Source organism: Lacrimispora amygdalina, from assembly GCF_900205965.1.
Classification (GTDB): Bacteria; Bacillota; Clostridia; order Lachnospirales; family Lachnospiraceae; genus Lacrimispora; species Lacrimispora amygdalina_A.
Genome location: NZ_OAOF01000003.1, coordinates 110,169 through 135,434 on the forward strand (window position 1 = coordinate 110,169; position 25,266 = coordinate 135,434).

Annotated in this window: 29 protein-coding genes; 21 read left to right on the forward strand and 8 right to left on the reverse strand. The window is 38.4% G+C overall.

Annotated elements, in window-relative coordinates; all coding sequences use genetic code 11:
* From CRO04_RS05365 to CRO04_RS05385, 5 genes are all read left to right on the forward strand, one after another.
* Window positions 1–828, forward strand: coding sequence for a 4Fe-4S binding protein (locus tag CRO04_RS05365; protein ID WP_097003206.1), 828 nt, complete (start codon window positions 1–3; stop codon window positions 826–828).
* Window positions 822–1,673, forward strand: coding sequence for an ATP-binding protein (locus CRO04_RS05370; RefSeq protein WP_097003207.1), 852 nt, complete (start codon window positions 822–824; stop codon window positions 1,671–1,673). The genes CRO04_RS05365 and CRO04_RS05370 overlap by 7 nt, the downstream gene beginning before the upstream one ends.
* A 23-nt stretch (window positions 1,674–1,696) precedes the next feature.
* Entirely contained in the window at window positions 1,697–2,053 is a 357-nt protein-coding gene (locus CRO04_RS05375; RefSeq protein WP_097003208.1) for a NifB/NifX family molybdenum-iron cluster-binding protein, read from the forward strand.
* A 60-nt stretch (window positions 2,054–2,113) separates the two neighbouring features.
* Entirely contained in the window at window positions 2,114–2,950 is an 837-nt protein-coding gene (locus CRO04_RS05380) for an MBL fold metallo-hydrolase (RefSeq protein WP_097003209.1), read from the forward strand.
* Between the two features lie 149 nt (window positions 2,951–3,099).
* Window positions 3,100–4,467: an amidase family protein gene (locus CRO04_RS05385; protein WP_097003210.1), complete on the forward strand. Its 1,368-nt coding sequence runs from the start codon at window positions 3,100–3,102 to the stop codon at window positions 4,465–4,467.
* A gap of 54 nt (window positions 4,468–4,521) precedes the next feature.
* On the opposite strand, the gene CRO04_RS05390 is transcribed toward CRO04_RS05385, so the two are convergent.
* Window positions 4,522–4,821 carry an HAD family hydrolase gene (locus CRO04_RS05390; protein ID WP_097003211.1) on the reverse strand — a complete coding sequence of 100 codons (300 nt, stop codon included), beginning with the start codon at window positions 4,819–4,821 and terminating at the stop codon, window positions 4,522–4,524.
* On the opposite strand from CRO04_RS05390, the gene CRO04_RS05395 reads away from it, so the two are divergent.
* Both CRO04_RS05395 and CRO04_RS05400 read left to right on the forward strand, forming a co-directional pair.
* The gene (locus CRO04_RS05395; RefSeq protein WP_097003212.1) at window positions 4,822–6,270 is read left to right on the forward strand and encodes an MBOAT family O-acyltransferase; all 1,449 of its coding nucleotides are present in this window, start codon (window positions 4,822–4,824) and stop codon (window positions 6,268–6,270) included.
* A 14-nt stretch (window positions 6,271–6,284) separates the two neighbouring features.
* Window positions 6,285–6,578, forward strand: a complete 294-nt coding sequence (locus tag CRO04_RS05400) for a DHHW family protein (RefSeq protein WP_097003213.1) — start codon at window positions 6,285–6,287, stop codon at window positions 6,576–6,578.
* A gap of 4 nt (window positions 6,579–6,582) precedes the next feature.
* Here CRO04_RS05400 and CRO04_RS05405 read toward each other — a convergent pair whose 3' ends face one another.
* On the reverse strand, window positions 6,583–7,470 hold the full coding sequence (locus tag CRO04_RS05405; protein ID WP_097003214.1) for a helix-turn-helix transcriptional regulator: 888 nt from the start codon (window positions 7,468–7,470) through the stop codon (window positions 6,583–6,585).
* Between the two features lie 113 nt (window positions 7,471–7,583).
* Between CRO04_RS05405 and CRO04_RS05410 the strand changes: the two genes are divergently transcribed.
* Window positions 7,584–7,916, forward strand: a complete 333-nt coding sequence (locus CRO04_RS05410; protein WP_097003215.1) for an LPS biosynthesis protein — start codon at window positions 7,584–7,586, stop codon at window positions 7,914–7,916.
* A gap of 137 nt (window positions 7,917–8,053) precedes the next feature.
* On the opposite strand, the gene CRO04_RS05415 is transcribed toward CRO04_RS05410, so the two are convergent.
* Window positions 8,054–9,025: a carotenoid biosynthesis protein gene (locus CRO04_RS05415; protein WP_097003216.1), complete on the reverse strand. Its 972-nt coding sequence runs from the start codon at window positions 9,023–9,025 to the stop codon at window positions 8,054–8,056.
* Window positions 9,026–9,210: 185 nt separating this feature from the next.
* Between CRO04_RS05415 and CRO04_RS05420 the strand changes: the two genes are divergently transcribed.
* Window positions 9,211–9,777 (forward strand): TetR/AcrR family transcriptional regulator, encoded by a 567-nt coding sequence (locus CRO04_RS05420; protein ID WP_242974349.1) that lies wholly within the window; start codon window positions 9,211–9,213, stop codon window positions 9,775–9,777.
* A 74-nt stretch (window positions 9,778–9,851) separates the two neighbouring features.
* Here CRO04_RS05420 and CRO04_RS05425 read toward each other — a convergent pair whose 3' ends face one another.
* Window positions 9,852–10,457 carry a helix-turn-helix domain-containing protein gene (locus tag CRO04_RS05425; RefSeq protein WP_097003217.1) on the reverse strand — a complete coding sequence of 202 codons (606 nt, stop codon included), beginning with the start codon at window positions 10,455–10,457 and terminating at the stop codon, window positions 9,852–9,854.
* A 191-nt stretch (window positions 10,458–10,648) separates the two neighbouring features.
* On the opposite strand from CRO04_RS05425, the gene CRO04_RS05430 reads away from it, so the two are divergent.
* Both CRO04_RS05430 and CRO04_RS05435 read left to right on the forward strand, forming a co-directional pair.
* Complete coding sequence (locus tag CRO04_RS05430; protein ID WP_278321358.1) at window positions 10,649–11,632, forward strand: lysylphosphatidylglycerol synthase transmembrane domain-containing protein; 984 nt, start codon at window positions 10,649–10,651, stop codon at window positions 11,630–11,632.
* A 205-nt stretch (window positions 11,633–11,837) separates the two neighbouring features.
* Window positions 11,838–12,284 (forward strand): staygreen family protein, encoded by a 447-nt coding sequence (locus CRO04_RS05435; RefSeq protein WP_097003219.1) that lies wholly within the window; start codon window positions 11,838–11,840, stop codon window positions 12,282–12,284.
* Here CRO04_RS05435 and CRO04_RS05440 read toward each other — a convergent pair.
* The gene (locus CRO04_RS05440) at window positions 12,251–12,694 is read right to left on the reverse strand and encodes a M56 family metallopeptidase (protein ID WP_097003220.1); all 444 of its coding nucleotides are present in this window, start codon (window positions 12,692–12,694) and stop codon (window positions 12,251–12,253) included. The genes CRO04_RS05435 and CRO04_RS05440 overlap by 34 nt on opposite strands.
* A 47-nt stretch (window positions 12,695–12,741) precedes the next feature.
* Here CRO04_RS05440 and CRO04_RS05445 point away from each other — a divergent pair, with 47 nt between their 5' ends.
* Window positions 12,742–12,930, forward strand: coding sequence for a hypothetical protein (locus CRO04_RS05445; RefSeq protein WP_097003221.1), 189 nt, complete (start codon window positions 12,742–12,744; stop codon window positions 12,928–12,930).
* Between the two features lie 46 nt (window positions 12,931–12,976).
* Here CRO04_RS05445 and CRO04_RS05450 read toward each other — a convergent pair whose 3' ends face one another.
* On the reverse strand, window positions 12,977–13,570 hold the full coding sequence (locus CRO04_RS05450; protein ID WP_097003222.1) for a methyltransferase family protein: 594 nt from the start codon (window positions 13,568–13,570) through the stop codon (window positions 12,977–12,979).
* Window positions 13,571–13,598: 28 nt separating this feature from the next.
* On the reverse strand, window positions 13,599–15,515 hold the full coding sequence (locus CRO04_RS05455; protein ID WP_330400784.1) for a heavy metal translocating P-type ATPase: 1,917 nt from the start codon (window positions 15,513–15,515) through the stop codon (window positions 13,599–13,601).
* Window positions 15,516–15,956: 441 nt separating this feature from the next.
* On the opposite strand from CRO04_RS05455, the gene CRO04_RS05460 reads away from it, so the two are divergent.
* The 7 genes from CRO04_RS05460 to CRO04_RS05485 all read left to right on the forward strand — a co-directional run bounded on the left by CRO04_RS05460 (window position 15,957) and on the right by CRO04_RS05485 (window position 22,694).
* On the forward strand, window positions 15,957–16,229 hold the full coding sequence (locus tag CRO04_RS05460) for a hypothetical protein (RefSeq protein WP_330400785.1): 273 nt from the start codon (window positions 15,957–15,959) through the stop codon (window positions 16,227–16,229).
* An 18-nt stretch (window positions 16,230–16,247) separates the two neighbouring features.
* Window positions 16,248–16,601 carry a DUF2085 domain-containing protein gene (locus CRO04_RS27390; protein ID WP_097003224.1) on the forward strand — a complete coding sequence of 118 codons (354 nt, stop codon included), beginning with the start codon at window positions 16,248–16,250 and terminating at the stop codon, window positions 16,599–16,601.
* A gap of 76 nt (window positions 16,602–16,677) precedes the next feature.
* Window positions 16,678–17,616, forward strand: coding sequence for a GNAT family N-acetyltransferase (locus CRO04_RS05470; RefSeq protein ID WP_097003225.1), 939 nt, complete (start codon window positions 16,678–16,680; stop codon window positions 17,614–17,616).
* A gap of 4 nt (window positions 17,617–17,620) precedes the next feature.
* Complete coding sequence (locus CRO04_RS05475; protein WP_097003226.1) at window positions 17,621–18,907, forward strand: MFS transporter; 1,287 nt, start codon at window positions 17,621–17,623, stop codon at window positions 18,905–18,907.
* Between the two features lie 295 nt (window positions 18,908–19,202).
* Window positions 19,203–19,364 (forward strand): hypothetical protein, encoded by a 162-nt coding sequence (locus tag CRO04_RS26115; RefSeq protein WP_166432476.1) that lies wholly within the window; start codon window positions 19,203–19,205, stop codon window positions 19,362–19,364.
* 40 nt (window positions 19,365–19,404) lie between these two features.
* Complete coding sequence (locus tag CRO04_RS05480; protein ID WP_097003227.1) at window positions 19,405–20,754, forward strand: DEAD/DEAH box helicase; 1,350 nt, start codon at window positions 19,405–19,407, stop codon at window positions 20,752–20,754.
* Window positions 20,755–20,948: 194 nt separating this feature from the next.
* On the forward strand, window positions 20,949–22,694 hold the full coding sequence (locus CRO04_RS05485; RefSeq protein WP_166432477.1) for a collagen-binding domain-containing protein: 1,746 nt from the start codon (window positions 20,949–20,951) through the stop codon (window positions 22,692–22,694).
* Window positions 22,695–22,757: 63 nt separating this feature from the next.
* Here the strand turns inward: CRO04_RS05485 and rsmH are convergent, their stop codons facing one another.
* Window positions 22,758–23,807, reverse strand: a complete 1,050-nt coding sequence (gene rsmH, locus CRO04_RS05490; RefSeq protein WP_097003229.1) for a 16S rRNA (cytosine(1402)-N(4))-methyltransferase RsmH — start codon at window positions 23,805–23,807, stop codon at window positions 22,758–22,760.
* A gap of 297 nt (window positions 23,808–24,104) precedes the next feature.
* Between rsmH and CRO04_RS05495 the strand changes: the two genes are divergently transcribed.
* Window positions 24,105–24,626, forward strand: coding sequence for a nitroreductase family protein (locus tag CRO04_RS05495; RefSeq protein WP_097003230.1), 522 nt, complete (start codon window positions 24,105–24,107; stop codon window positions 24,624–24,626).
* A 33-nt stretch (window positions 24,627–24,659) separates the two neighbouring features.
* Window positions 24,660–25,190 carry a YcxB family protein gene (locus tag CRO04_RS05500; protein WP_097003231.1) on the forward strand — a complete coding sequence of 177 codons (531 nt, stop codon included), beginning with the start codon at window positions 24,660–24,662 and terminating at the stop codon, window positions 25,188–25,190.
* The last annotated feature ends 76 nt before the right edge of the window (window positions 25,191–25,266 follow it).

Consider the following 25,266-nt stretch of genomic DNA (forward strand, 5'->3'; position numbering starts at 1 on the left):
ATGAATATAGCAATACTGAGTGGAAAGGGAGGAACTGGTAAAACAACGGTATCTGCAAATCTCGCAATGACATTGGGGGTTAGTTATGTTGATTGTGATGTGGAAGAGCCGAATGGATTTATCTTTTTGAATCCTTCTATTCAAAAAAGAGAAGATATTTTTGTGGAATATCCTCATATTGATCAAAAAAAGTGTGTTTTATGTGGAGCCTGTGCAAAAGCATGTCAGTTTAATGCGCTTGCAAAAGCTGGAAAAGAGATTGTTGTTTTTGAGAAATTGTGTCATGACTGTGGTGCCTGCAGGCTGGTCTGTAAGACGGCTGCTTTATTTTATGTAAAGCGAGCTATTGGTAAGCTGGAAAGTGGAAATGCAAAAGAGATTCCCTGTTACCGCGGTATTCTTAATGTAGGGGAGCCAATGGCAGTTCCAGTAATAAACAAACGCTTGAAAGAATTACCGAATGAAGATCATCTTATTGACTGTCCGCCAGGAACTTCATGTAATGTAGTAACTGCCCTTAAATATGCAGATGCAGCAATTTTAGTAACCGAACCTTCGGAATTTGGTCTTCATGATTTAAAAATGGCTGTGGAGCTTGTAAAACTTTATAACATCCCATATGGAATTATCATTAATAAAGATGACGGAAAAGATAATATGGTGAAAACTTTTTGCCGGACCAATGATGTTAAAATTTTTGGAACTGTTCCATACAGTATGGAAGCCGCCTCGTTATATTCAAAAGGAATGATGTTATGTGAGAACGACAATCACAAAAAGGATTTTATCGATATGGCAGAGAAGATAAAGGAGGCGTTTACATGGTAATATCAGTGTTAAGCGGAAAAGGAGGAACCGGGAAAACGACCGTTGTAGCTGCGTTGTCTGAATTGGCTAAAAATGTGATAAAAGTTGATTGTGATGTAGATGCACCCAACCTGTATCTGTTCTATAAAGGTATGGATGTTGAAAAGAAAGACTTCTATGGTGGTAAAAAAGCAAAGATAAACAAGAGTCTTTGTATAGAATGTGAAATCTGTGAAGAAGTCTGTAAGTTCGGTGCAATAAAAAATTGGACATTAGACTCATTTAGCTGCGAAGGATGTGGAGCCTGTACTTTGGTGTGCCCACAGAACGCGATCAAATTGGTAGACGAAAAAACAGCAGATACTTTTATAACAAAAACGGATAAAGGGATCATATCCAGAGCAATGATGGGAATAGGAAGTGATGGATCAGGCAAACTGGTTACCGGGCTAAGAAAGAATGCAAAAAGTTTTAAAGAGAATAACAGTATCGTAATTCTTGATGGATCTCCTGGAATCGGGTGTTCTGTAATCGCATCGATTACGGATACGGATGTTGCACTTATCGTAACAGAACCGACCAGATCTGGGCTGGATGATTTAAAAAGAATTTTGGAGCTTGCTGAACATTTTGAAACACAGGTAATGATTTGTGTGAATAAGTATAACATCAATTCAGATATGACCTCTCAGATTGAGAACTTTGCCAGAGAAAAGAATCTGTTTGTAGTAGGAAAAATACCTTTTGATAAATTGGTCATGAAGTCGGTTAACACATTAAAACCAATTACAGAGTTTGCAGAAAGTCCTGCAAGAAAAGCAATTGAAGAAATGTGGGTTCGTATGAATAGCCTCATGAAAAAATAAAACAATAATTGGAGGAATAAAAAATGAATGTAGCAGTAGCGAGTGATGGAAAGTTTGTAAGTGGACATTTTGGACATTGTGAAGGCTTTACTATTTATGATGTAGAGAATGTTGAAGTTAAAAATAAAGTTTTTGTACCAAACCCGGGTCATAAACCAGGATATCTTCCTGTCTTTTTAAAAGAGCAGAAAGCAAATGTTATTATTGCTGGTGGAATGGGAGAAACAGCACAGGACTTATTTAACGAAAATGGGATTGAAGTTGTAGTTGGAGCACAGGGAAATACTGATGATATTGTAAAACTATATATTGCAGGTGGATTAAAATCTACAGGAAGTGTTTGTACTGAACATTCTCATGAGGGTCATTGTAACGATTAAGAAAGGTGAGCTATTTGCAGAAAAATCTTTTATGGTATCAGGAAAGAGGAAAAAATTTTGATGGAACTAAAGATAACAACGTTAATTGAAAATAATCCAGATGACAAGGGTCAGCTGCTATATGAACATGGGTTATCTTTATACATAGAGACTGATAGAAAGAATATTTTATTTGATACTGGAGAAAGTGGAGATTTTATAAAAAACGCCAAGTCTCTTCATAAAAATTTAGATAAATTAGATTATTGTATCATCAGTCATGGACATTATGATCATAGTGGTGGAGTTGAAAAGTTTATAAGTGAAGTTGATAAAGTTCCGCAATTCATTGTAGGCGAAGAATTCTTTAAGCCTAAATACAAAACTGCAGATGCACCAGGTTATAAATTTAATGGAAATTCATTTGATGAAGAATTTATAGCAAAAAAACAGATCTCTTTAAGAAAAGTAAAAGAAGACATGATTTATTTGACAGATCATATTATTGTTTTTCATCATTTTTCTAGATATACGGACTATGAAGTTAGAAACAGCAGATTTTTTATAAAAGAAAATGATGAATTTACTCCAGACAATTTTGATGATGAAATATCAATGGGAATTATTACAGAAAAAGGATTAGTTGTAATTGTTGGCTGTTCTCATGTTGGAATTGTAAATATATTAAAAACAATTTCCAAAAGAGTTAATATCCCTATTCATGCGGTGATTGGTGGAACACATTTAATTGAAGCAGATGAATTTAGAATGAAAAAAACAATGGCTGCTTTCAAAGATATGAAAATACAATTAATTGCAGTGTCACATTGTACTGGAAAGGAAGGAATTTGTCTTATTAGTGAGGAACTAAAAGAGCAATTTCTTTATAACAATACGGGAAAAGTAATTGAGATTTAAATACGGAAATATAAGAATGGACTTTGTGAAGAAAACACATAAGTCCATTTTTTGTCAATAACAATTTTTCATTTGAATAAATCAAACTATATAGGAAGATAATAGTAAAAATATAACTATAGAATGTCAAACAGAAGCAGGAGAAAAATATGGCAGCCAAAATAAATCTAGACGAAATAACAATTACTGAATTAAGTAAGATAATAAAAAATAAAACCTTCTCTATAAAAGAGATTGTTTCACAATATTTAGAGCAAATTGCCTCTTTGGACAAAGGTTCTCAAGGATTAAATTCTATCTGTGAGATAAATTCTGATGTTATGACAATAGCAGAGGAGCTTGATGAAAGAAATAATGGTGATTTTGGTTTGCTTTACGGGGTACCGATTCTTTTAAAAGACAATATAAATACTGCAGATCGCTTGCACACATCCGCAGGATCGCTGGCATTGGCAGATTCAATTGCAGAAACGGATGCTGAGATTGTTAAAATTTTAAGGAAAAAAGGTGCTGTTATTCTTGGCAAAACAAATATGACTGAATTTGCTAATTATATGACGAAGGGAATGCCTAACGGATATAGTTCAAAAGGAGGAATTGTAAAATCACCATACGTTTTAGGTGAAAGCCCGGCAGGTTCCAGTACCGGTTCAGGGGTTGCAGTTGCAGCTGATTTATGTATGGCAGCTTTTGGCACCGATACTTCCGGCTCTATCATATCTCCTGGTTTAAAGAATGGTATTGTAGGGTACCGTCCAGGTAAGGGTGCTTTGAGTATAAAAGGTATTATACCCATAAGTTTTACTCTTGATATGGTTGGTCCCATGACAAGAACTGTTAAAGATGCAATTATTATTTTTAATGAAATATCAGCCAATAAAATACACTTTACAGAAAAGACAAGTCTTAAAGGTACTGTAATAGGGATTGACCAATCTGCTATCGATAATATGTCGCAGGAAGACAAAAAGAAGGCGAATGGTGTTTTAGATAAATTAAAGGAAGCTGGTGCAATCTTAAAACGATTACATCTCAAAACAATTTCTAATAAAAAGATCGATGACATTAAAAAATATGAGTTTAAGTATGCTATGAATCAATACTTAGCTGAGTTACCTCAAGATTATAGAATAAAAAGTTTAAAGGAAATTATTGAATTTAACAATAACCATAAAGAAGAAGCCTTAAGATATGGTCAAATATTATTAGAAGAAGCCCAGAATAATACCTCTGGTGATATGACAGAATCCATATATATGGATACGTTAAAAGATATGGAGTCCACAAAACGATATATGAGTGATCAGTTAAAGGAGGTGAATGTGTGTATTGTATTTAAAGATCACCCCATTGTTCAATATACTGGTTTACCAGCAATTACGGTACCCTGTGGGCTATATAATAATGGAATGCCTTACGGAATAAATATCATTGCTCAAACGGATGAAGAATTATTAAATACAGCTTATGCAATAGAACAAAACGCGGGCAGAAGAGTGAAGCCTAAATTGATTTAGTAAAATGTATATAAGTATTTGAATTGTCCGTTGGAAATAGTGAGTGATGGTGATCTATATATTGTACAGCTTAAGCAGATCCTCAGGCGATGAAAATATATAATCAACATCAGGTTCCCAGACGGATGAATGGTTCCAGGTAACGAGTCCGGAAGCAAAACCAGCCGCATTTGCACATGCAATATCTGTCGGCATATCGCCGATATAGATGCATGAATTCGGGGTTGCACCGGACTTTTCTGCATAATAAAGAAGTGGTTCAGGATCCGGTTTGTGCTGCTGAGTATCGTCTGCACAGACGATCTTATCAGCTATGGCTTGATAAGCTCGCTGAATCATTATAACGGAGGGCATATGGTATTCAGCAGCCTGTTTTTTACATTCGCTTTTTTACCAGTCACATTAATATTATATTATTCTCTAGGTGGGTCGTTCATTCCGAGAACGGCTCGCCCATGGATCCTGGGACTGTATTTGAGGAATATTGTACTGCTTGCCGCAAGCCTGTTTTTCTATGCATGGGGAGAGCCTGCCTATGTAATATTGATGTGCATCTCCATAATGATTAATTATTGTATAGGTTATTTTTTAGATAAAAATAGTACAAGCAGACAAAAGCAGAAGCTTTTTTTAATAATAAGTCTGGTGTTTAATTTAGGCTGTCTCGCCTATTTTAAGTACTTCGGCATGTTAATAAGTACAATAACTACCGTCAGCGGATGGAATCTGAATGCTGCAGCACCGGCACTGCCTATAGGGATTTCGTTTTATACCTTTCAGGCTCTATCCTATGTGATTGATCTATACAGGGGGAAAATAAAATCACAGAAAAGCCCGATTTTGTTTGCACTTTATATTTCGATGTTTCCACAGCTGGTGGCCGGGCCGATTGTGAACTATGCGGACATAGAATCACAGTTAGTTGACAGACGCATGAACCTTCGAAAATTTAGCTCGGGGCTTCGCCGTTTCCTGTGTGGTCTGGCCAAAAAGGTCCTGCTGGCCAATAATATAGGCCTGCTATGGTCTGAGGTAAAAGCCATGCCCGGTACAGAAATTTCTGTACTCATGGCATGGGCTGGAATCATTGCCTTTACTTTACAGATTTATTTCGATTTTAGCGGATACTCAGATATGGCCATCGGATTGGGAAAAATGTTTGGCTTTCATTTCAAAGAAAACTTCAAATACCCATATGTTTCGCAGAGTATTTCGGAATTTTGGCGGCGGTGGCATATTTCCCTTGGATCGTGGTTTAAGGAGTATGTTTATATTCCTCTTGGCGGGAATCGTGAGGGCAAATGGAAACTGCTACGAAACATACTCATCGTATGGTTTCTTACAGGACTATGGCATGGCGCGAGCTGGAATTTTGTTATATGGGGGCTTTATTTTGGTACTTTAATATTAATTGAACGATTGTTTTTGCATAAGCGTATGAAACGATGGCCTAAAGCTGTCCGTATCATTTACTCGCTGCTGCTTGTTGTGATAGGCTGGGTGTTTTTTGAATTTACCAACCTGACAGATGCGCTGAATTATCTTGGGATCCTGTTAGGAGCGGGAGACAATGTATTAATTGATGTCCAAACAATTGCTAAACTTGAACAGTATACCGTCCTGTATCTTATATGTATCATAGCGGCCACACCTTTGCCGAAGAAACTGGCATTATCTTTAATAAGAATTCAATGCAATATTTATAAAATAGCGGCAAACGTGTATTATTGTATACTCATGTTTTTTTTGACGGCGTATATGGTTGGCTCCACCTACAACCCATTTATTTATTTTCGATTTTGATCTGGAGGATTGCAATGCGAATAATTAGAAAGACAACTTCTGCCACTTTACCGAACCTCATGCGTATAATTCCGTTTATATTTATACTTGCCATGTTGATGCTGCATTTGATTTTACCGGATAAAACATTTTCAAAAGACGAAATGCGTTATTTAGCTCAATGTCCTGCCTTCCACTTTGAAAGGATACTGGATGGCAGCTATACGACAAAAGTTGAAACATATTTTTCAGATCAGTTCCCTTTCCGCAATTTTTGGGTTCATATACAGAAAAAATCGCCTATTTTTACGACCTTGCTTGTGTATTGAAAGCTTACGTAGATTTGTTTTCAATTCTATATTTGTAGGGGGTTGTCTGGTAATAAATTTTAAAATATTTAATATACGAGCTTATGGAATGAAAACCTACAGCCAATGCAATATCCGTTATCGACATTTCTGTAGCAATAAGTAATGATGTACTCATATGCAGGCGATATTTCAACAGATATTGATAAGGGGAATCATGCACAAATTTTTGAAAGCAGCGTAAACATTCAGTTTTACTGATATGGGCAGCATTGGCAATATCCTGTATTGAAATTGGTTGTTTATAATTTGCGTGTATTATAGATATTATTGCTCGTATTCGTTGGTAATTTTTTGAAGGCGATACTTCCTTCCTGTCGTGAAGAAGAGAGATAAATTCCAGCCAGACCTTGGATAATTGAATAGAAAGACGATATTCGTGATGCTCGTATTTTCTATCTTGAAAGTATAACTTGTCTAGTAGACGTATCTGATTAAGAGCAGAACTGTGTGTTAGGTTATCAGAGCACAGTAAATAATGTGTGAAGGTGGGGTTATTAATGATTGCACCCACATCATCATGTTCCATAATGCTTCCGGAAAAGAAAGATAGCATTCGTGCTGGAATAATGTAGCTATGATAATGACAATCTTCTTTTTCTGTTATGTGATGCAGTACGGTACGATTAATAAATATACAGTCATTTTCTTGTAAATTAAATTCTTCATCATATATTTTAACGCAAACAATTCCCTTTAAAATATAAACGAATTGTACTTCATCGTGCCAGTGTAATACCTGAAATCCTTCGTTGAAAGGAATACAGGTACGGTTTTTTACATTTAAAACCAGAAGTGGAAATTGTGTTGTGTGATAAGGATTATGTGAGTATACAGGGGCTTCCGTAAACATTCATGAACCTCCTTTGATGGTTCTTTTTTTATATATTATAGGCTGAATATAACTACTTTTCAAGGAGATTTGGTTATATAATTATATTAGAAAACTTGAGGGAGAAAAAACAAATGATAATTGACGGAAATAAAATTGAAAAAGCGGCAATGGAAGAGTTCCATAAAGGAAACCGACTAGAAGGATTGCGCATTCAGGAGGAGTTTGCATCTGAATTTCGTGAAGAATTTAAAACAAAAGATCATTGCCCTTGTCAGAAGGCATGCAGATACCATGGAAACTGCAAAGAATGTGTTGCTATTCATAGAGCACATGAAGAGCATGTACCAAACTGTATGAGAAATATGATAAACAAAAAAATAGGGATGTTATCTGAATTAACGGAACATTCCATAGCAGATAAAATAGTTCCGCCAAAAGAGGTTTTGAGAAAAAGGACAAAATAGGAATATACCGACGGAATAAGGAAATAACTAAGCTGGTCAGACAGTTGTGGCAGACTGTCTGACCGGTTTTCATTTCCGGATATTCAGTCCGGTCCAGGGCATAATGCACACCATACATTCTGCACAGGCAGCGAATCCTACGGCTGGTTATTGAAATACTTTTTATTCAAAATATAAATTTCACCCCAGCCTAGTAATAATAACAATTCTGCCAGGACAACAAGCCATAGTATCTCCATATACCCACCAATAACACAAAATAAGGTATTAATCAGAGGAAAACCCAGGAAAGTAAACATAATAGGAAAATCTTTTTTATAATTCAAAGAGCTAACAAACCGGCGATCCCAGAACTTGACGAAGGCTAACACTAAAATTCCTACTGAAATTACAGAGAGAGAGATTAACATTACCCATTGCATATTAGAAGTTCTGGTGAAAAATGGTCCCATAAAATTAAAGAAATTGGATATAGGTGAAACCAAACAAATCAGAGAAAGAATGGAAGCCAAAACCGGATATATATAACCAATTAGATTACTGTAGCCTTTCTTTTTATGCCACCATTCACCGATTAAAATAAAGGCAGTCCAGTATCCGGCTATATAGATCCAACCTGTAAAATTCATGACTGGTTCCCCATATATTACAGGTTCACCAGGGAGCGGGTAATAACTCCACCTGCCTATGATTCCTTCCGAAGTTTGAAAAATCTGTTTTACTGCGACTGGATCCAGTGAAAAGTCAAAAATCATAGCACTAAGTCCAGTAATAAATGGTTTAGTCCATGACGGTATATTTATCGTCTTCAAAACACGTAACGTTGAGTAAACGATAAGAAACTCGATAATTGGAACAGTTATTGGTACATTGAATATCATTAGGATACTGTGCCCATATGAGTAAAAACCCTCCTTTCCCATAGCTCCCATAAATACTGCAACATTTTCAAAGGCTGAGGCGTAGAAAAAGACAAAACATACGAATTGCATTAATACAATCTTTGGACGTTCTTCGTTATCAATTATATAAAAAATCATTAAAGTGGCAATAATTAAAACTAAAATATCTTGAATAATCCATACAGGAATTAGCGTTATATTTCCCATTGTTTTCCCTCCAGTTAAATTTATGTTTGTATTGAATGTCCAAATATATTATACTAATACAGTGTTACTTAATCAACAGTCAGTTCGATAACATTGCGTTCGATATCTAACAAATAATATAAATATTGTTCGTTTACAGATTTTTTGAGGAGAATATTATGGCATACGAAAAAGCAGATTAAAGAGTGAGATATACAAAGATGGTTATAAAAAACAGTTTGCTGGAACTTATGAGAGAGCGTTCTATCAGCAAAATTACAGTGACAGATTTGTGCAGGAAAGCTAATATCAACCGCAATACTTTTTATTCACATTACGCGAATCAGTATGAACTTCTATCAAATATTGAAGATGAGTTATATGAAGATATCAGACAGGTTGTGGGTAATACTATGAACCTTGAAGTAGATGGAAAACTATCGTATGAAATTTGCAAGTATATAAAAGCAAATAGCAATATATGCGAAGTATTATTTTCAGAGAATGGGGATAAAGATTTATTAGAACGTATTCTTTATATCAGCCACGATTTTAATATTGAAAAATGGAAGAAGGAAGTAAAACATATAGATCAAAAGTTATTCGATAATTGGTATACATTTACCGCATATGGCAGTATAGCCGTAATAAAAAAATGGGTCAATAGTGGTTTGAAGGAAAGTCCCTGTAAAATTGCTGCTTTTATTGATAAAGCGACTGAAGCAGTACCGAAAAATTTTATTGATGCGCCATTTCAAGATGATAACCTATAAGGTGACAACTTATAAGCATCCAGTTCGGACGACAGTATATAGTTAATGAAACGGATTCCTAAGACTGAGGAAAATTAAAATAAGGGCAGCAGTAAAAATATCTTTACTACAAAAAACAAGAACAGAAGTATTGTTGCATATGGTTCTCTTGCCGCAGCATATAAACAGATTGCTATCACGCCTGCTGCAATAGAAACTTTCGTGGTAATGTGGTATAATGATTCTTTATTAAAAAAAATAAAGGCAAGTCTTGCAATTCCAATTCCAATAATAAATAAAAAAACAGCCCAATGTATCCTGCTATCAATATTTGGTAAATGAGTATTTGACAGAAGATTTACATGGTAAACATGGTTGCCCTGAGGTTCTCCATAAATTGGTAAAACAATACATGCAACTGCCAATACATCTATAATTCCGCTGATGATGTTATAAATTTTTTTGATATTGAAGTGATTTTCTGTTTCAGCAAGGGTTATAAGTTCTTCTCCCGATAGCAGTTCATCTATTGAAACGGAGAAGTATTTTGAGATACACTTGAGCGACTCAATGTTAGGATAGCCCTTGCCGCTTTCCCATTTTGAAATAGCTGTTCTCGATACATATAATTGCTGCGCAAGCTGTTCCTGCGTTAAATTATACTGCAATCTCAGTTGTTGAAGCTTTTCATTAAATTCCATATCTGACCTCCTGTCAATATTATTATATACAGATTGGTAAATAATAACAACATGAGAATTGATTAGATTAAGGATTAGTAATCCCTGGTAATAATAAAAAATATAAACTTTAACAAGAGGTTCATTTAAATGCAAGAAAAAATAGTCAGTAAAAAAACCAGATGAGAAGTATTTTACTCATGTCCTCTTTGATGGCGGTTACTGTTACAGTTATATTAAAGAAATATTCAATTTGGGAATTAATGAAAGCAGTTGGAAGTGTGCACCTATTCTACCTTATTGCTGGAATTGCTTTGATGTTTTTTTATGCTGGGTGCCAGGCCATGAATTTTTATATGATTATGCATAGATTAGGGCAGACTGCTTCGTATAATAATTGTATTGATTATACTTACATCGGAAATTATTTTAGCGCCATTACACCGGGGGCATGCGGAGGGCAGCCTGCTCAGATGTATTATATGAATAAGGACAAAATTCATGTTGATATCTCTGCCATCACAATATTTCTTATGGTTTTCATAAGTCAGATTGTGATTATTATTATGGGTGGAGTATTTGCAATGTTACGGTCTCATATATTAGTGAAGTCTGCACAGTGGTTTAACTGGATGCTGCTTGCAGGAGCCTCTGTTATGTTTTTTCTTACGGTTGTTTTATCAGCATTGATGTTTTCCAGAGTAATCATACCTTTTTTACTTGATCTGGCATTAAATCTTGGTGTAAAATTCCGCCTCTTTAAAAATCCAAAGGTAATAAAAGAAAAGCTGGATATTCTGATCATCTCTTACCGTGAAAAATCCAGACTGATTATAAAAAACCCGGATTTATTTCTAAAGGTGTTTGTGGTTACTGTGTTTCAATGGATTGCATATTGTCTTGTAACATATCTGGTTTACTTAAGTTTCGGTTACAGGAGGAATAACTGTCTTGATCTGATGGCAGGCCAATCCTTTATTAATATTGCAGTTGCCGCAGTGCCCCTTCCTGGTTCTGTGGGAATTGCAGAAAAAGCATATTTAAATGTGTTTGGACAGTTTTATCCTAATGAGCTGCTTCCCTCCTCTATGATCCTCAGCAGAATTATTAACTTCTATTTTCCGTTATTAATCAGCTATATTGTTTATGCTTTTGCTCATCATAGAATTATGAAAGCACAGAGTCGTTCTAATTAAAACGAATGATATTCTTTCATATAGTGTGATAAAGTAAGAGAAATGTCTATTTTAATTATCAATGAAATCATAGTTTGGAGCAAACATTAATCGTATCACCATTGGCAGGTAGGTTATTATCACAGATATATTTATCAGGCATATATTATACCGAAACATATTGCAGCAGCAACCGTAATATGTAACTTTGAAAGAGGTTGGAAAAGTGAAAGAGCTTAATCCTGAAAAGGTATTTGTGCAATATCGGGATATAATGAACCCCTATGGACCTGTTATGGGCAGATTTTATACGATCACACATTCCGATATAACGGCAGAATTATTTGTGTTTGTAGCCTCAAATTATGCGGAGGATCAGATTACAAAGATGCGCGACGAGGTAAGAATTGCCTGGGAACAATATAAAGAGGGGATTGCTTTAATTGGTTCCGTGATTGTTGATGGCAATGGTGTATTAGGTGATGCATCAATAAGAAATAAGATTTTCTATAACGAGATGCCCACAGCACTTCAGGCATTACGCCAGGCTGACAGGTTCCTGTTTGATAAAGAACCTGATCTTGACAACACATCTGTATTTATTCAGTTCATTTCTGACAATCCAGAATATAATATAACTTATGATTTTGGAGTTATCGGTATATACAAGTAAAATACTAGAACAGCCAGTTCTTTGTGCCAATTGTATACGGTAATAAGGTCAAGTCTTCTGATATGAGTCCTCTCATGCAGCAGAATATAGTTTTGTTCGGCATCGCTTAAAATAGAAGGAAGATAAATTTTCGGGCAAATGATACCCATGACAAAGGCAGTATCTATTTTGGACGAAATAAAAATATTATCCTGACACAGAGCGGCGTCCTGTAATTGTTTTTTCAGACGCAGCAGACCAATAAGAGCTGTTGCCAGCAAAACTGCGAATCCCAGTAACCATATCTGGCTGCAGATTAATATCCAGATCTGTAATGGATTCACATTGGCTTGTGGTATTTCGGAAGTAAGAATTCCAGAAACAGTATGATTAATTGCTTCAATACCAGTATTAACTTCTGGTACATCCAATCATAGATGAATGTCCCTGGGTATATGAATGCGAAGTGACAAGAGTATTGGAACTGGAAGGTTCTCATCTTTTTTTGGCTGAAATAAAAAATATTCAAATTGATGAAAAATTTAAAACTATGAATATGGAAAAAATTGATCTGACTGAATTGAAGCCAGCTATTTATGCACCATATAATTATTTTTCCATTGGAAAGAAATTAGGTGAGATGGGAGAATGGGAAAAATATTTATAAAGTATGGTTCACAGTAAAGTTTAAGAGGGGCTGAACACACCCCTCTCTAAAAAAACAAAAAATACCGTGCAGTTACACGTTTATATTCCTCGTAAGCCGAACCGAAAACAATGGGAAGATACTGCTCCTCTTCCAGAATCTGAAGGTGGAAAAGTATAACGCATAACAGGGTGAACACCAATTGCAGAGGATTGGAAAATGCCATCGCAAATCCTATGTAAAACAAATCAAATCCCAGAAAGGCAGGGTTTCGGCTGATTCGGTAAATTCCGCTTCTTATAAGCTCTGTGTGCTGGCCGGAATCCACACCGGCACGCCAGCTGGTTTTCATGCATGCCATAGCCGTAATAAATACCGCCGCCCCCACCATTGAAATACCAATACCTGCGCAGCGTATGATATGCTGCGCAAGAAGAAGGTAAGCTTCTTTTACCACCAGCAGACTGATGATCTGCACCGCTGCCATGGTAAAAGAAGCAAATTTAAGAGCAGTTTCAATTCTAAGTGTGCGGACTGGTTTATTACCTCGTCCCAGGCGGTTTGTAGAAATGCCCCGCCTTTTTAACAGAAGCTGTTTACATAAATAACTGCCATAAAATAATACCAATACAAGAAAACCAAACCAATACAAGCGATTCATAGTTTTTTCCTGCCTTTCCGGAAAGATATCAGTTTTTCGTTTGCAGCACCCGCATTGCGTTTAATATTGCAATCAGTGACACACCTACGTCTGCAAAAACAGCCTCCCACATGGTAGCGATACCAAAAGCGCCAAACAGAAGAATGATGCCTTTTACCCCCAGGGCAAATGCGATGTTTTGCCAGACGATACGTTTGGTTTTGTGTGCGATAGTGATGGCATCCGCCAGTTTGGAAGGTTCGTCGGTCATCAGGACAACATCGGCTGCTTCGATAGCAGCATCCGAGCCCAGTCCGCCCATGGCTATACCGATATCTGAACGGGCAAGTACCGGCGCATCGTTAATGCCGTCTCCCACAAAGGCAAGCTTGCCTTTTGCGGACTTGCCTGCATTCAGAATTTCAACCTGCTCCACTTTTTGATCTGGCAGCAGCTGTGCATGAACCTCATCCAGATCGAGCTCTTTTGCAACTGCGTTTGCAATCTGTATGTTGTCTCCGGTTAACATAACTATCCTGCGGACCCCGGCATCCTTAAGGCGTGCAATCGCTGCACGGCTGTCAGACTTGATTTCATCAGCAATTACAATAGTTCCGGCAAAGATGCCATTTACTGCTACATAAACCTTCGTTCCAATCTCATCATTGGGCTGGAATGCAATATTTTCCCGCTCCATCAGCTTATCATTTCCTGCTAGTATAACCGCCCCATCCGCTGTGACGCGGATGCCGTGTCCTGAAATCTCTTCATAGTCCTGCAGAGCATCCCTGGATATTTCTTTGTCATATGCCTTCGTGATGGAACGGGCAATGGGATGGTTGGAGAAGCTTTCAGCATTTGCCGCGTATTCCAAAAGCTGTGCTTTTGTGGTATCGCCGGCAGGCAGCAGGTTTCTGACTGCAAATATGCCTTTGGTAAGAGTACCTGTCTTATCAAACACAACAGTATCCAGGTTGTTAAGCGCTTCCAGATAGTTGCTTCCTTTTATCAGAATGCCTTGCCTTGAAGCTGCTCCGATACCGCCGAAGAATCCAAGCGGAATTGAGATAACCAGTGCGCAGGGACAGGAGATAACAAGAAAGATGAGTCCCCGGTTGATCCATTCCGTCCAGATGCCGCCGAAAAACAGAGGAGGAACGACCGCAAGCAGAAGCGCAAGTCCTACTACTGCCGGTGTATAGTAACGGGAAAATGTTGTGATGAAGTTTTCAGAAGGAGCCTTTTTACTGCTGGCATTCTCAACCAGATCAATAATTTTCGCTACGGTGGATTGCCCAAATTCACGTGAGACTTCTACAGTCAGTACGCCGCTTTGGTTGATGCAGCCCGCCAGAACCGTTTCTCCAGCTTTCACAGAACGCGGAACCGATTCACCGGTCAGTGCGCTGGTATCCAGCATGGATTCGCCATCGACAACCGACCCATCCAGAGGAACTTTTTCACCGGGGCGAATAATGATGATATCACCGATATTCACCTTATCAGGATCAACCTTTTCCGTGCTTCCGCCACGCTTTAAATTGGCATAATCGGGACGGATATCCATAAGGGATGTAATAGATTTTTTGGATTTGCGAACAGCAGCATCCTGAAAATATTCGCCTACCTGATAAAATAGCATGACTGCAACGCCTTCCGGAAAATCACCAATTGCAAATGCGCCAATTGTAGCAACACTCATTAAAAAATTTTCATCAAATATCTGACCCTTTGAGATGTTCTTCAGCGCCTGCATAACAACTTCACCGCCGAGTATTAAGTAGCTGAGTCCAAACACGGCAAACTGATAAGCGGCTGCGTTTGGAAATGCTTTTTTCAGTACCAGACCTGCTCCAAACAGGAGAATGCCGAATATCAATTGTATAATTTTTGTTTTATTTAAGTCCCCACCTTGATGCTCATGTGTATGTTCATGTGTATGTTCATGATTATGATTATGTGCCATATTCATACCAACCTTTCTTTCGTTTGTGTAAAACCCGGTAATAATTCATTACTTGCCATACTGCATGTAATCGAACTGTTGAATGATTGTTCAATTGTATTATAGTTGAATGTATAGTCAATTGTCAACACGAATTTTTAAAATAGAATTTTATGATAGCTGCGTTTTACACAGATAACCGTTATTCTTCCTTGTTTTTCTATGAATATGCCTCATTTTAAATATGTCATGTAATTTCATCTTATACTGTTTGGTTTAGAATTTAAGTAAAAAAAGTTGAAAATAATAGTAAATGTGACGTTTTTTGGTAATATTGTAAAAGATTATGGAATAATGATCTGATCTATGATATATTTCATTATATTAGAATAATTTTTTCTTATTTCTAATAGTAAATACTATTATTTAAAACTAGAGGATACAAAAGATGTATTGCAAAAATTGAGCGAAAGAATTGACGACAAAGCAGTGGTATGTCCGCATTGCGGCGTTGCCCAGGTGCCCCAAGTGGTCGATAATGGCGGTTTCGGCTGGGGAATTTTAGGCTGTTGCATTCCGATCGTGGGATTAATTCTTTTTCTGGTCTGGAAAGACTCCAAACCAAAAACTGCAAAAGCAGCGGGTTTAGGTGCTTTAATTAGTGTAATTTGTATTGTACTTATGTATGTATTAGCGTTTGCTCTGGGCATTCTTGGTGCTGTCGCTGGCTATTAATAAGCGGTCTGTACTGATATGAATGGTTTTTTATACCGATGGCTTCCAATTGTCTTTGGCTGCCATTGCAGGCCAGAGCGTTCATTTTACTTTCACGGAAAGCAATTTCCTGTTTGTGCGAGATGTACCGGTGAATTGGCAGGTATACTATTTTTAAGTGTTACATACGCCATATATCACCCGCCAATCCTATATGCTCTTATTTTTTTGATTCCCATGATTCTGGACGGGGGAATTCAGTTATTGACCAGATATGAAAGCACCAATATCAGGAGATTTTTCACCGGTCTCTTTTTTGGATATGGTTTTTTTTACCTGATTGCTGCAAGCTTGGTTGCAACTTATTGGATTGGCTATCATAAGTGGAATTGATAAAGACAGGGGGAGTTCCCTGTCTTTTCGATTAATATTGTAAAAAATATGCTTCAATCTTAAAGGAGAGGTTATTATGAGTAAAATGGAGAAGGAACCATACTTGAAGCTGTCAGGCAGCCTTAGCCGCAAGGATTGCGAATTGATTCATATGCTAGAGGAACTATGCGTAAAAAATGATCAAATCACTCTGAAACTGGAACTTGACTATAAGCGGAGTGATGCAGATAATAAAACGGTTAAAACTACATTATCCAATATCAATGAATTCCTGTATTTTCATGGTGAAGAGCTGATCGGATATATGGGAATATGCAGTTTTGGAGGAAGCTCCCAACCACTTGAAATAACCGGAATGGTGCACCCTCAGTACAGACGCCGGGGAATTTTCTCAAAATTGAGTGAACTGGTTATTACAGAATGCAGAAGAAGAAATGCAGGAGGAATTCTTGCCCTTTGTGATAGAAATTCAATTTCCGGTCAGAAGTTTTTAGAACAGACAGAAGCGGTTTATAATTACTCTGAATTTGAAATGTATCTGCATGATGAATCATACAAAGCAATGGAAAAGCAGCCCCCTGGCAGGATTACGTTCAGAAAAGCGGTCAATGCAGATGCCTCACAGATCACCAGACAGGATAACCTTTATTTTGGCGGAAGTCCACAGGAGGGGAATGAGGAGGACGAAAATACCGATATTCTTTTGCCGGAAGAGGAAGAAAAACGAGGCATGACAATCTATATTGCGGAAATGGATGACAGGATAATAGGAAAGGTAAACCTGCAGATATCTGACAGCGGCACTGGAGGAATCTATGGACTGGGAGTTCTTCCGGAAAACCGGGGAAAGGGGTTTGGACGGGCAATCCTGGTCAATGCCATAGAAAAGCTAAAGGAATTAAAAGCGTCAGAAATTATGCTTCAGGTAGCTGCTGAAAATGCGGCGGCTTTAAGTTTATATAAATCCTGCGGATTTCGGGAAACGTCGGTTATGGATTATTTTGAGGCAGAGTAAAAATATGATGGAGAAAACTGAAAATAAAAAACATCCACTTATTGAATTATTAATACATAACAAAGGGAACCCGAGGACTCTGGTGCTGATGGAACCGCTCTGGGGCATTCCATATAATTTAATAGCACCTTTTGCCACACTATATATGTACACACAGGGAATAACGGATGTGCAGATCGGAGTGCTTCTGTCGGTCGCCATGATGGTTCAGGTTCTTTTTTCCTTTTTTGGAGGTATCATTACCGATAAGCTGGGACGAAAATTTACAACCATGATGGGAGATTTTTTTGGCTGGTGTATTGCCTGCCTGATATGGGCGGTTTCGGGTAACTTCTGGTTCTTTTTAGCAGCAGTCTTATTAAACAGTTTTGAACAGATCAACCAGACCGCATGGTTCTGTCTGTTAATTGAGGATGCAGATTCCAGAGATTTAGTCGGAATCTATACCTGGGTGAACATAGGTGGTCTGATTGCAATCTTTTTTGCACCTGTTTCGGGATTGTTAATCAATTCCTTTACTGTGGTTCCGGTTATCCGTGTTTTATATTTGGTATTTGCTGTTAATATGCTGATTAAAGTCATAATTACCTATCGTTTTTGTGAAGAAACCAGACAGGGTAAAATTCGTATGGCTGAAACGAAAGATACCCCTGTATTAAAGATGATATATGAATACAAGGATCTGATCCCCAAAGTACTGATGAATAAAGAAGTTATGAAAGTGCTGATCGTCTCTGTGATATTGCATGTTGCAAATCTTGTTAATACCAGCTTTTTTAGTTTGTATGTAACTCAGAGACTGGGGATTGCAAGCCGCTATCTTGCTTTTTTTCCAATCTTGAATGCGGCTGTAATGCTGTTTTTCATGATCGGAATCCAGCACCGTCTGGAATCCGTGAAATTCCGGGTGCCCATGTGGATCGGTCTGGTATTGTATGCGGCGTCATCCGCTCTTTTAATCCTGGCGCCTGCTGGCAGATTAACGCTTATCGTTATTTATGTCTTTGTTTTAGCGGTAGCCAGTGCACTTGTAATGCCGCGTAAAGATGCTCTGCTTCAGTTAAATATTAATCCGGACGAACGTGCCCGCATTAATGCTTTAATTATGTCCTTTACCATTGCATTTGCATCACCTTTTGGCTGGTTTGCGGGATGGCTGTCAAGTATGGACCGGCGTTACCCATTTGTATTTATATTTAGTATTTATGTCTTAGCAATTCTTATTATCGGACGTATCCGGGATCCTGAGTTTGCAGACCACTCGGTAGATCCGGTTACAGCAGAGGAGTGATTATGTATAATCATGCACCTGAGGGGTATATTTGCCCTTTTTGCCAGATCGCAAAAGGTAAAGAAAATGAACAGATCAGTACGAAGCAGAATGATATTATATACGATGATTCTAACCACTGACTCAATATTGGTAATATTGGCTAATTAACCGCTAATCTTGACAAACAGCCGGATTTTCTGTATACTGGCACCATAGATAGGTAACTTTTTTGGACGTTTTCAGAGGCTCTATTCTTGAAGAATAGAGCCTTTACCTTTGGAAAAGGATTAAGAATTATTGGAGGAATATTAAGATGTCAATGAAAGATATAGAAAAAATGAAAAAATTACTGGAAGAAAAGAAAGCAAAAAGCTCTTTCTTACAGGCAGAAAAGAAGATCGGCTCTGGTAAAGTGGAAAAGAGGAATAAGAATATAGGACTTGAATTTACAAGAACACATAAAATCTCACAGTAATGGGGGAACGTGATATAATACAGATTCTAAAGGAGAATGCATGCAGTTTAAAGATTTAAATATTATGCCGGATATTATTAAGGCACTGGAAAAAGAACAATATAAAACTCCCACACCCATTCAGAAAGAAGCAATCCCGGTTGTTTTAGGCGGCAGGGATTTACTTGGGTGTGCACAGACTGGTACGGGTAAGACCGCTGCCTTTGCAATACCAACTCTGCAGCTTCTTTGCGGTGGGAAAACACCTGGAATGAAGCAGCGTAAGATTAAAGCGCTTGTCATAACACCAACCAGAGAGCTGGCTTTGCAGATATATGAAAGCTTTAACACCTATGGTCAATACACCAGCTTAAAAAGCTGCGTAGTCTTTGGGGGAGTCTCTCAAAAACCGCAGGAGGAAGATTTAAAACGAGGGGTTGATATCCTCGTGGCAACGCCAGGGAGGCTTCTGGCACTTATGGATCAGAAGCTGATCAGCCTCAATGATCTTAAAATACTGATTCTTGATGAAGCGGACCGCATGCTGGATATGGGATTTATTCATGATGTGAAAAAGATTATAGGAAAAACGCCGCCTAAAAAGCAGACATTATTTTTCTCTGCGACAATGCCGCCTGACATTGCCAGGCTGGCTGATACGATTCTTAATAACCCCGCAAAAATAGTAATTACTCCGGTTTCGTCAACGGTGGATACTATTGACCAATATTTGTATTATACGGATAAAAGCAATAAAAAGAATCTGCTGCTGCATATTTTGGAAGATAATAATATTTCTTCCGTACTGGTATTTATGCGGACCAAGCATGGAGCAGACCGTCTGATCAGACAATTGGCAAAGAGTAACGTGACTGCCCAGGCAATTCACGGAGATAAATCCCAGGGAGCACGTCAGCGTGCACTAAGCAGTTTTAAAGACAAGACACTCCGGATCTTACTTGCCACAGATATTGCAGCAAGGGGGATTGACATTGATGAATTAACTCATGTCATAAACTTTGACCTGCCGGATACTCCGGAGACTTATGTACACCGGATTGGACGTACCGGAAGGGCGGGGCTTGACGGAACAGCAATATCCTTCTGCGATTTCGATGAAAAAGAGCAGCTGAAAGATATTGAAAAATTAATCGGAAAGAAATTAAAAGAGATATCAGACCACCCGTATCCGCTGAAAAACAACTTTCCGGCAGTTAAAACCACACAGCCAAGAAGAGATACCGGACGGACGGAGAAATCAAAAAGCCACTCTGCTGCACAAAGATCGGGTACATCATCAGAGAGAACGTCATCAATGCCTAAGAAGAAATACCGTATGACAGCAGATGGAACACTAAAAGAGAAAAAGAGTTACAGTAAATCTCCAACAAAAAGAAAAAGCAGCAGATAATAAAAAAAAAGAGGTATTGAGATGAAAAGTCCTGATACCTCTTTTTATAATGGAATGTTTCACAGGGCTTGGATTAATATTGATAGTCAATTAAAATTTTAATGGAATCACTTAAAAACCGCACAGAACCATTTTCATAAGAATAAAATGAACTGAGAATAAAAATGACATTGGAGCAGTTTACAGGAGTTCATATGGATGGTAACAGTTATAATAATGCATCAATGGCGAATGCTGGATTACCCTATGATAATATAAACTGGTATGATATAGATGGTCAGCCTTTTGGTCCAGCTTCCAAATTCAATCTTCTTGTATTGAATGATGCCAATAACATTGTAGATGTTGAGGGTCCTGTGGCGGTTGGCGGAAGCTTTTACAGCCCAAGAGGATTCAGCGCCGGTTTTGCAAGGGATAAAAGCAGCAGAGATGCCAATTACTCACCGGATTTAGTACGTTTTCTGGTTGGCGGTAATGTTGCCATGAGCGAACCGCTGGTGGTTGTGGGTCATGTCGTAGCTGGCGGTGGGTTCCGTGCAGGAAAGGGAAGCACCTACTTAATTGGAAAAAGTGATAAGGCCGATCAGATTGAGACATTGAAGGCCTTATATCAGGCCAATGGCGGAAGTCAATATTGGACACCATCAGACAAAGGAAATCATTACTTAATTTCCAGCTATGATGTTCCAAGATATATACCTGCAGGCAGGATAAATGCTGACGTTTCTAAATTTTTTAGTGATGCAAAGGAAAGCATTGGAAACTATAAAAACTGTATTGAAAATTTAAATACAAACGGAAGCGTCGTGGATAATAATTACGAGTGGATATTGAGGGGGAATGACCCTGTACAGAATGTATTTCTGATTGATGTAAGTCCTAATGGTCTGATTAACAAGGGAATCCGTTCAGAGGTTCCACAGGGCAGCACAGTTATTGTAAGGCTGAAAACGGGACCAAATGCTCATTTACAATACGGTCTTTACGGGGAAGAAAGTAAATCTGACAGGACTTTGTATGTATTTGAGGATGCAACAAATATCTATATGGAGGAATCCTCCGATATCTGGGGAAGCATCCTGGCACCGCAGGCCATGTACCATGCACATCCCACAGGCGGTCGTGTAAGCGGAAACGCAGCATTGGGATCATTTGCAGTAAATGCAGCCAGCGGTTTTGAATTTCATTATTATCCCTTTGCTGGAGGTGTGATGTGTCAGGCAGCTGCACCGGAAGTGGAAGAACAGCCTGTTGTGTGCCCGGAATGTCCGGCACCGCCGCCTTGTCCTACCTGTCCGCCGCCGGTATCCTGCCCCACACCGGCACCCTGTCCCACACCACCTCCATGTCCGGAGTGCCCGGAACAGGAGCCATGTCCGGAATGCCCGAAGCCGGAACCATGTCCGGTGTGCCCGGTGTGTCCGGAATGCCCGAAGCCGGAACCATGTCCGGTGTGCCCGGTGTGTCCGGAATGCCCGAAGCCGGAACCGTGTCCGGTGTGTCCGGAATGCCCGAAGCCGGAACCGTGCCCGGTGTGTCCAGTGTGCCCGGTGTGCCCGGAATGTCCGAAGCCGGAACCGTGTCCGGTGTGTCCGGTGTGCCCGGAATGCCCAAAACCAGAGCCATGTCCGGTATGTCCGGTGTGTCCGGTATGTCAGGAATGTTTGATAAAACCCGGAGTTATCTGCGGATGTATCTGGGGATGCCGTTGCGGTGGATTCCATGATTGGGATGTGAAATTATACAAGAGATGTAATGATACGGATACCCTGCTGTTCTGTGTACGGATCTGCGTATGTGGCTGCTTTGAATTTGCAGTACCTTATGATGGATGTTATATCTTAAAAGTAAGGCTGGCTGAAAATTGCTCCAATACATTCTGGTGCAAACCAATCATCACATTAAATAATATCGGTGTAGCCAGTTTTATGATTGATTAATAAGTCAGACTGCCGCAAGAGGGAATAACTCATTTGCGGCAGTATTTTTATAAATTATAATTTTTATGATTTTACAGCCCAGCGTAATTTGGCACACTTTGCACGTCCATTGGAATTACATTCCTGTGCAGAAGGGCGGATCGCTTCAGGAGCTATCTCTTTATAGATCCCTTTTCTGTAGTATTGCTGAAAGGATTTTTTTACCAGCCTGTCTTCGCCGGAGTGAAAGGTAAGAATGGCAACACGGCCGCCCTCAGCCAATGCAGCAGGCAGTTTCTCTAAAAAATCATATAAGACTTCAAATTCATTATTCACATCTATTCTCAACGCCTGAAAACATCTTTGACAGGATTTCTTTATATCGTTGTTCCTGTCTCTTTCCGGAATAAACTGTAATGTATCTTTGATAATTTTCTGGAGCTGCGAGGTAGTGGTAATCTCTTCCCCCTTTTTTATTGCCAGAGTGACGGCGCGGGCGATCTCTTCGGCATAAGGCTCGTCCGAATTTTCTAAAAGCATGCCGCATAATTCGTTTTGCGAAATGGTTTTCAGCCTGTCTGATGCAGAAATACCTTTTGAAGGGTTCAGACGCAGGTCCAGTGGTCCCTCAGTCTTAAATGAAAAGCCTCTTTCCGGATTGTCAATCTGCATGGAGGAGACACCTAAATCAGCCAGGATAAAATCAAGAGGTCCTGATTCCGGAATTATCTGATCGATATTGGAAAAATTTGTTTGTCTGATTGTCAGTATCTCCGGACCATAGCCCAGGTTTTCCAGGCGTTCCCGTGTCCTGGGTAATTCAATGGGATCTACATCGGTAGCAAATAAATGCCCTTTAGATTTCAGACATTTCAGCATCTCTAACGTATGGCCGCCGTAACCTAAGGTCGCGTCTAATCCAGTCTGGCCGGGGGTGATTTGTAAAATCTCAAGTATTTCTTTTACACAGATAGAGCGATGCATGCCGGCAGGTGTATTGCCCTTTTGAATCACCTTTGCTACAGTATCAGAGTATTGCTCTGGGTTCAGTTCTTTATATTTATCCTTAAAAGCCTTTGGATGAGTTCCTTTATACCTGGGACGCCGCTGATGTTTTTGTTCCTGATTATCCATTTTGAATTCCGCCTTCATTAAATATCTTTTTTGTTTCATCTGATAACATGATATCAAAAGCATGCCATAATAGCAAATGGTTAATTGATATGCAGGATTTGATTTTATTATATTTAGTTGTATAATATATCTGTCAGACAAAGTGAATCATTGAAAAAGCTGATTTTAAGCTGTTCAGGCTTACCAATCTAATATGGCAGTCTATGACATTTGAAAATAAGGAATATTCATAATGGCAATTTTATTTACGTAGTGACAGTTTTATATAACAAAAATTAATAATCGGAGGTATAAGTAGTGTTATTTGATATTTTAAAATCAAGAAGGAGTATCAGAAAGTTTCAAAGCAGAGAGATTGAACAGGAAAAGATCAATACCATTCTTAAAAGTGCTCTTCTGTCACCATCATCCCGTTCTATAAGACCATGGGAATTCATAGCTGTAACAGACAAAGAGACGATAGGCAGGCTTGCGCAAAGCAAACAAGCAGGTTCTCAATTTTTAACAGGAGCTCCTCTGGCAGTTGCAGTCATTGCGGATCACACATTAAGTGATGTCTGGGTTGAAGATGCTTCCATAGCAGCGACAATCATTCAGTTGGCAGCACAGGATCTGGGGCTTGGATCATGCTGGATTCAGATAAGGGAAAGAGCTCACACAGAAGAGAAAACTGCTGGAGATTATATAAAGGAATTGCTGGGGATACCTGAAAAGTACAGTGTTGAATGTCTGATTGCCATTGGTTATCCTGATGAAGAAAAGAAACCTTATGAGGAAGATATGCTGCAGAATCAAAAACTTCATATTAACAAATTTTAATCTTATATGTAGCAGGATAATAAGGGGGAGTGTATGGATATTGTATTTAAGAATACATTTATTATGACTTTGGAAAGATACATGTATTTTTGTGACAATCCGGTAGGTGAGAAAGCTGAAAAAAAGTTTCGTGCCTGGAAAATAAAAAATGTTTCTTTCATCATTGTATCTATTGTATGTGCGTTATTATCTGTAATATTGAAAGAGTGGTTTGCGCTGTTTCTGTATCTGTTGGCCAGTGCTCTATTCTCCTATAAATTATTTTATCAGCGCAAAAAATTAAATAGACAACAATATAATCATATTCGAAGTACACAAGACACAAGTGAATGGACTAGAACAACAATATTTACTGATGTAATAAAGGTACTGGAGGGCAATACAGAAACTGTTTATCAGCATTCTTATATTAAAAAAATAACAGAAGATGATAAATATTATTATCTATGGCATAATTCAGACTCTGTAATCCGTCTCCCTAAAGATGGTTTTATAGTTGGAGATGGTAAGGAATTTAAAAATTATATCATTGACCGGATTTATGAGAACAGAGCAACGAGTTGACATAAAAGTATAAAAATAATATCCTCCACCGGGGCTTGCTGATAAAATTTAATGTTTTATAATTGTACTTAGTATT

Excerpts from the sequence above, each read along its gene's own strand:
- CRO04_RS05365 (WP_097003206.1), top strand. The coding sequence starts at position 1 with ATGAATATAGCAATACTGAGTGGAAAGGGAGGAACTGGTAAAACAACG.
- CRO04_RS05370 (WP_097003207.1), top strand. The coding sequence starts at position 822 with ATGGTAATATCAGTGTTAAGCGGAAAAGGAGGAACCGGGAAAACGACC.
- CRO04_RS05375 (WP_097003208.1), top strand. The coding sequence starts at position 1,697 with ATGAATGTAGCAGTAGCGAGTGATGGAAAGTTTGTAAGTGGACATTTT.
- CRO04_RS05380 (WP_097003209.1), top strand. The coding sequence starts at position 2,114 with ATGGAACTAAAGATAACAACGTTAATTGAAAATAATCCAGATGACAAG.
- CRO04_RS05385 (WP_097003210.1), top strand. The coding sequence starts at position 3,100 with ATGGCAGCCAAAATAAATCTAGACGAAATAACAATTACTGAATTAAGT.
- CRO04_RS05390 (WP_097003211.1), bottom strand. The coding sequence starts at position 4,821 with ATGCCCTCCGTTATAATGATTCAGCGAGCTTATCAAGCCATAGCTGAT.
- CRO04_RS05395 (WP_097003212.1), top strand. The coding sequence starts at position 4,822 with ATGGTATTCAGCAGCCTGTTTTTTACATTCGCTTTTTTACCAGTCACA.
- CRO04_RS05400 (WP_097003213.1), top strand. The coding sequence starts at position 6,285 with ATGCGAATAATTAGAAAGACAACTTCTGCCACTTTACCGAACCTCATG.
- CRO04_RS05405 (WP_097003214.1), bottom strand. The coding sequence starts at position 7,470 with ATGTTTACGGAAGCCCCTGTATACTCACATAATCCTTATCACACAACA.
- CRO04_RS05410 (WP_097003215.1), top strand. The coding sequence starts at position 7,584 with ATGATAATTGACGGAAATAAAATTGAAAAAGCGGCAATGGAAGAGTTC.
- CRO04_RS05415 (WP_097003216.1), bottom strand. The coding sequence starts at position 9,025 with ATGGGAAATATAACGCTAATTCCTGTATGGATTATTCAAGATATTTTA.
- CRO04_RS05425 (WP_097003217.1), bottom strand. The coding sequence starts at position 10,457 with ATGGAATTTAATGAAAAGCTTCAACAACTGAGATTGCAGTATAATTTA.
- CRO04_RS05430 (WP_278321358.1), top strand. The coding sequence starts at position 10,649 with ATGGCGGTTACTGTTACAGTTATATTAAAGAAATATTCAATTTGGGAA.
- CRO04_RS05450 (WP_097003222.1), bottom strand. The coding sequence starts at position 13,570 with ATGAATCGCTTGTATTGGTTTGGTTTTCTTGTATTGGTATTATTTTAT.
- CRO04_RS05455 (WP_330400784.1), bottom strand. The coding sequence starts at position 15,515 with ATGGCACATAATCATAATCATGAACATACACATGAACATACACATGAG.
- CRO04_RS27390 (WP_097003224.1), top strand. The coding sequence starts at position 16,248 with ATGAATGGTTTTTTATACCGATGGCTTCCAATTGTCTTTGGCTGCCAT.
- CRO04_RS05470 (WP_097003225.1), top strand. The coding sequence starts at position 16,678 with ATGAGTAAAATGGAGAAGGAACCATACTTGAAGCTGTCAGGCAGCCTT.
- CRO04_RS05475 (WP_097003226.1), top strand. The coding sequence starts at position 17,621 with ATGATGGAGAAAACTGAAAATAAAAAACATCCACTTATTGAATTATTA.
- CRO04_RS26115 (WP_166432476.1), top strand. The coding sequence starts at position 19,203 with ATGTCAATGAAAGATATAGAAAAAATGAAAAAATTACTGGAAGAAAAG.
- CRO04_RS05480 (WP_097003227.1), top strand. The coding sequence starts at position 19,405 with ATGCAGTTTAAAGATTTAAATATTATGCCGGATATTATTAAGGCACTG.
- CRO04_RS05485 (WP_166432477.1), top strand. The coding sequence starts at position 20,949 with ATGGATGGTAACAGTTATAATAATGCATCAATGGCGAATGCTGGATTA.
- rsmH (WP_097003229.1), bottom strand. The coding sequence starts at position 23,807 with ATGGATAATCAGGAACAAAAACATCAGCGGCGTCCCAGGTATAAAGGA.
- CRO04_RS05500 (WP_097003231.1), top strand. The coding sequence starts at position 24,660 with ATGGATATTGTATTTAAGAATACATTTATTATGACTTTGGAAAGATAC.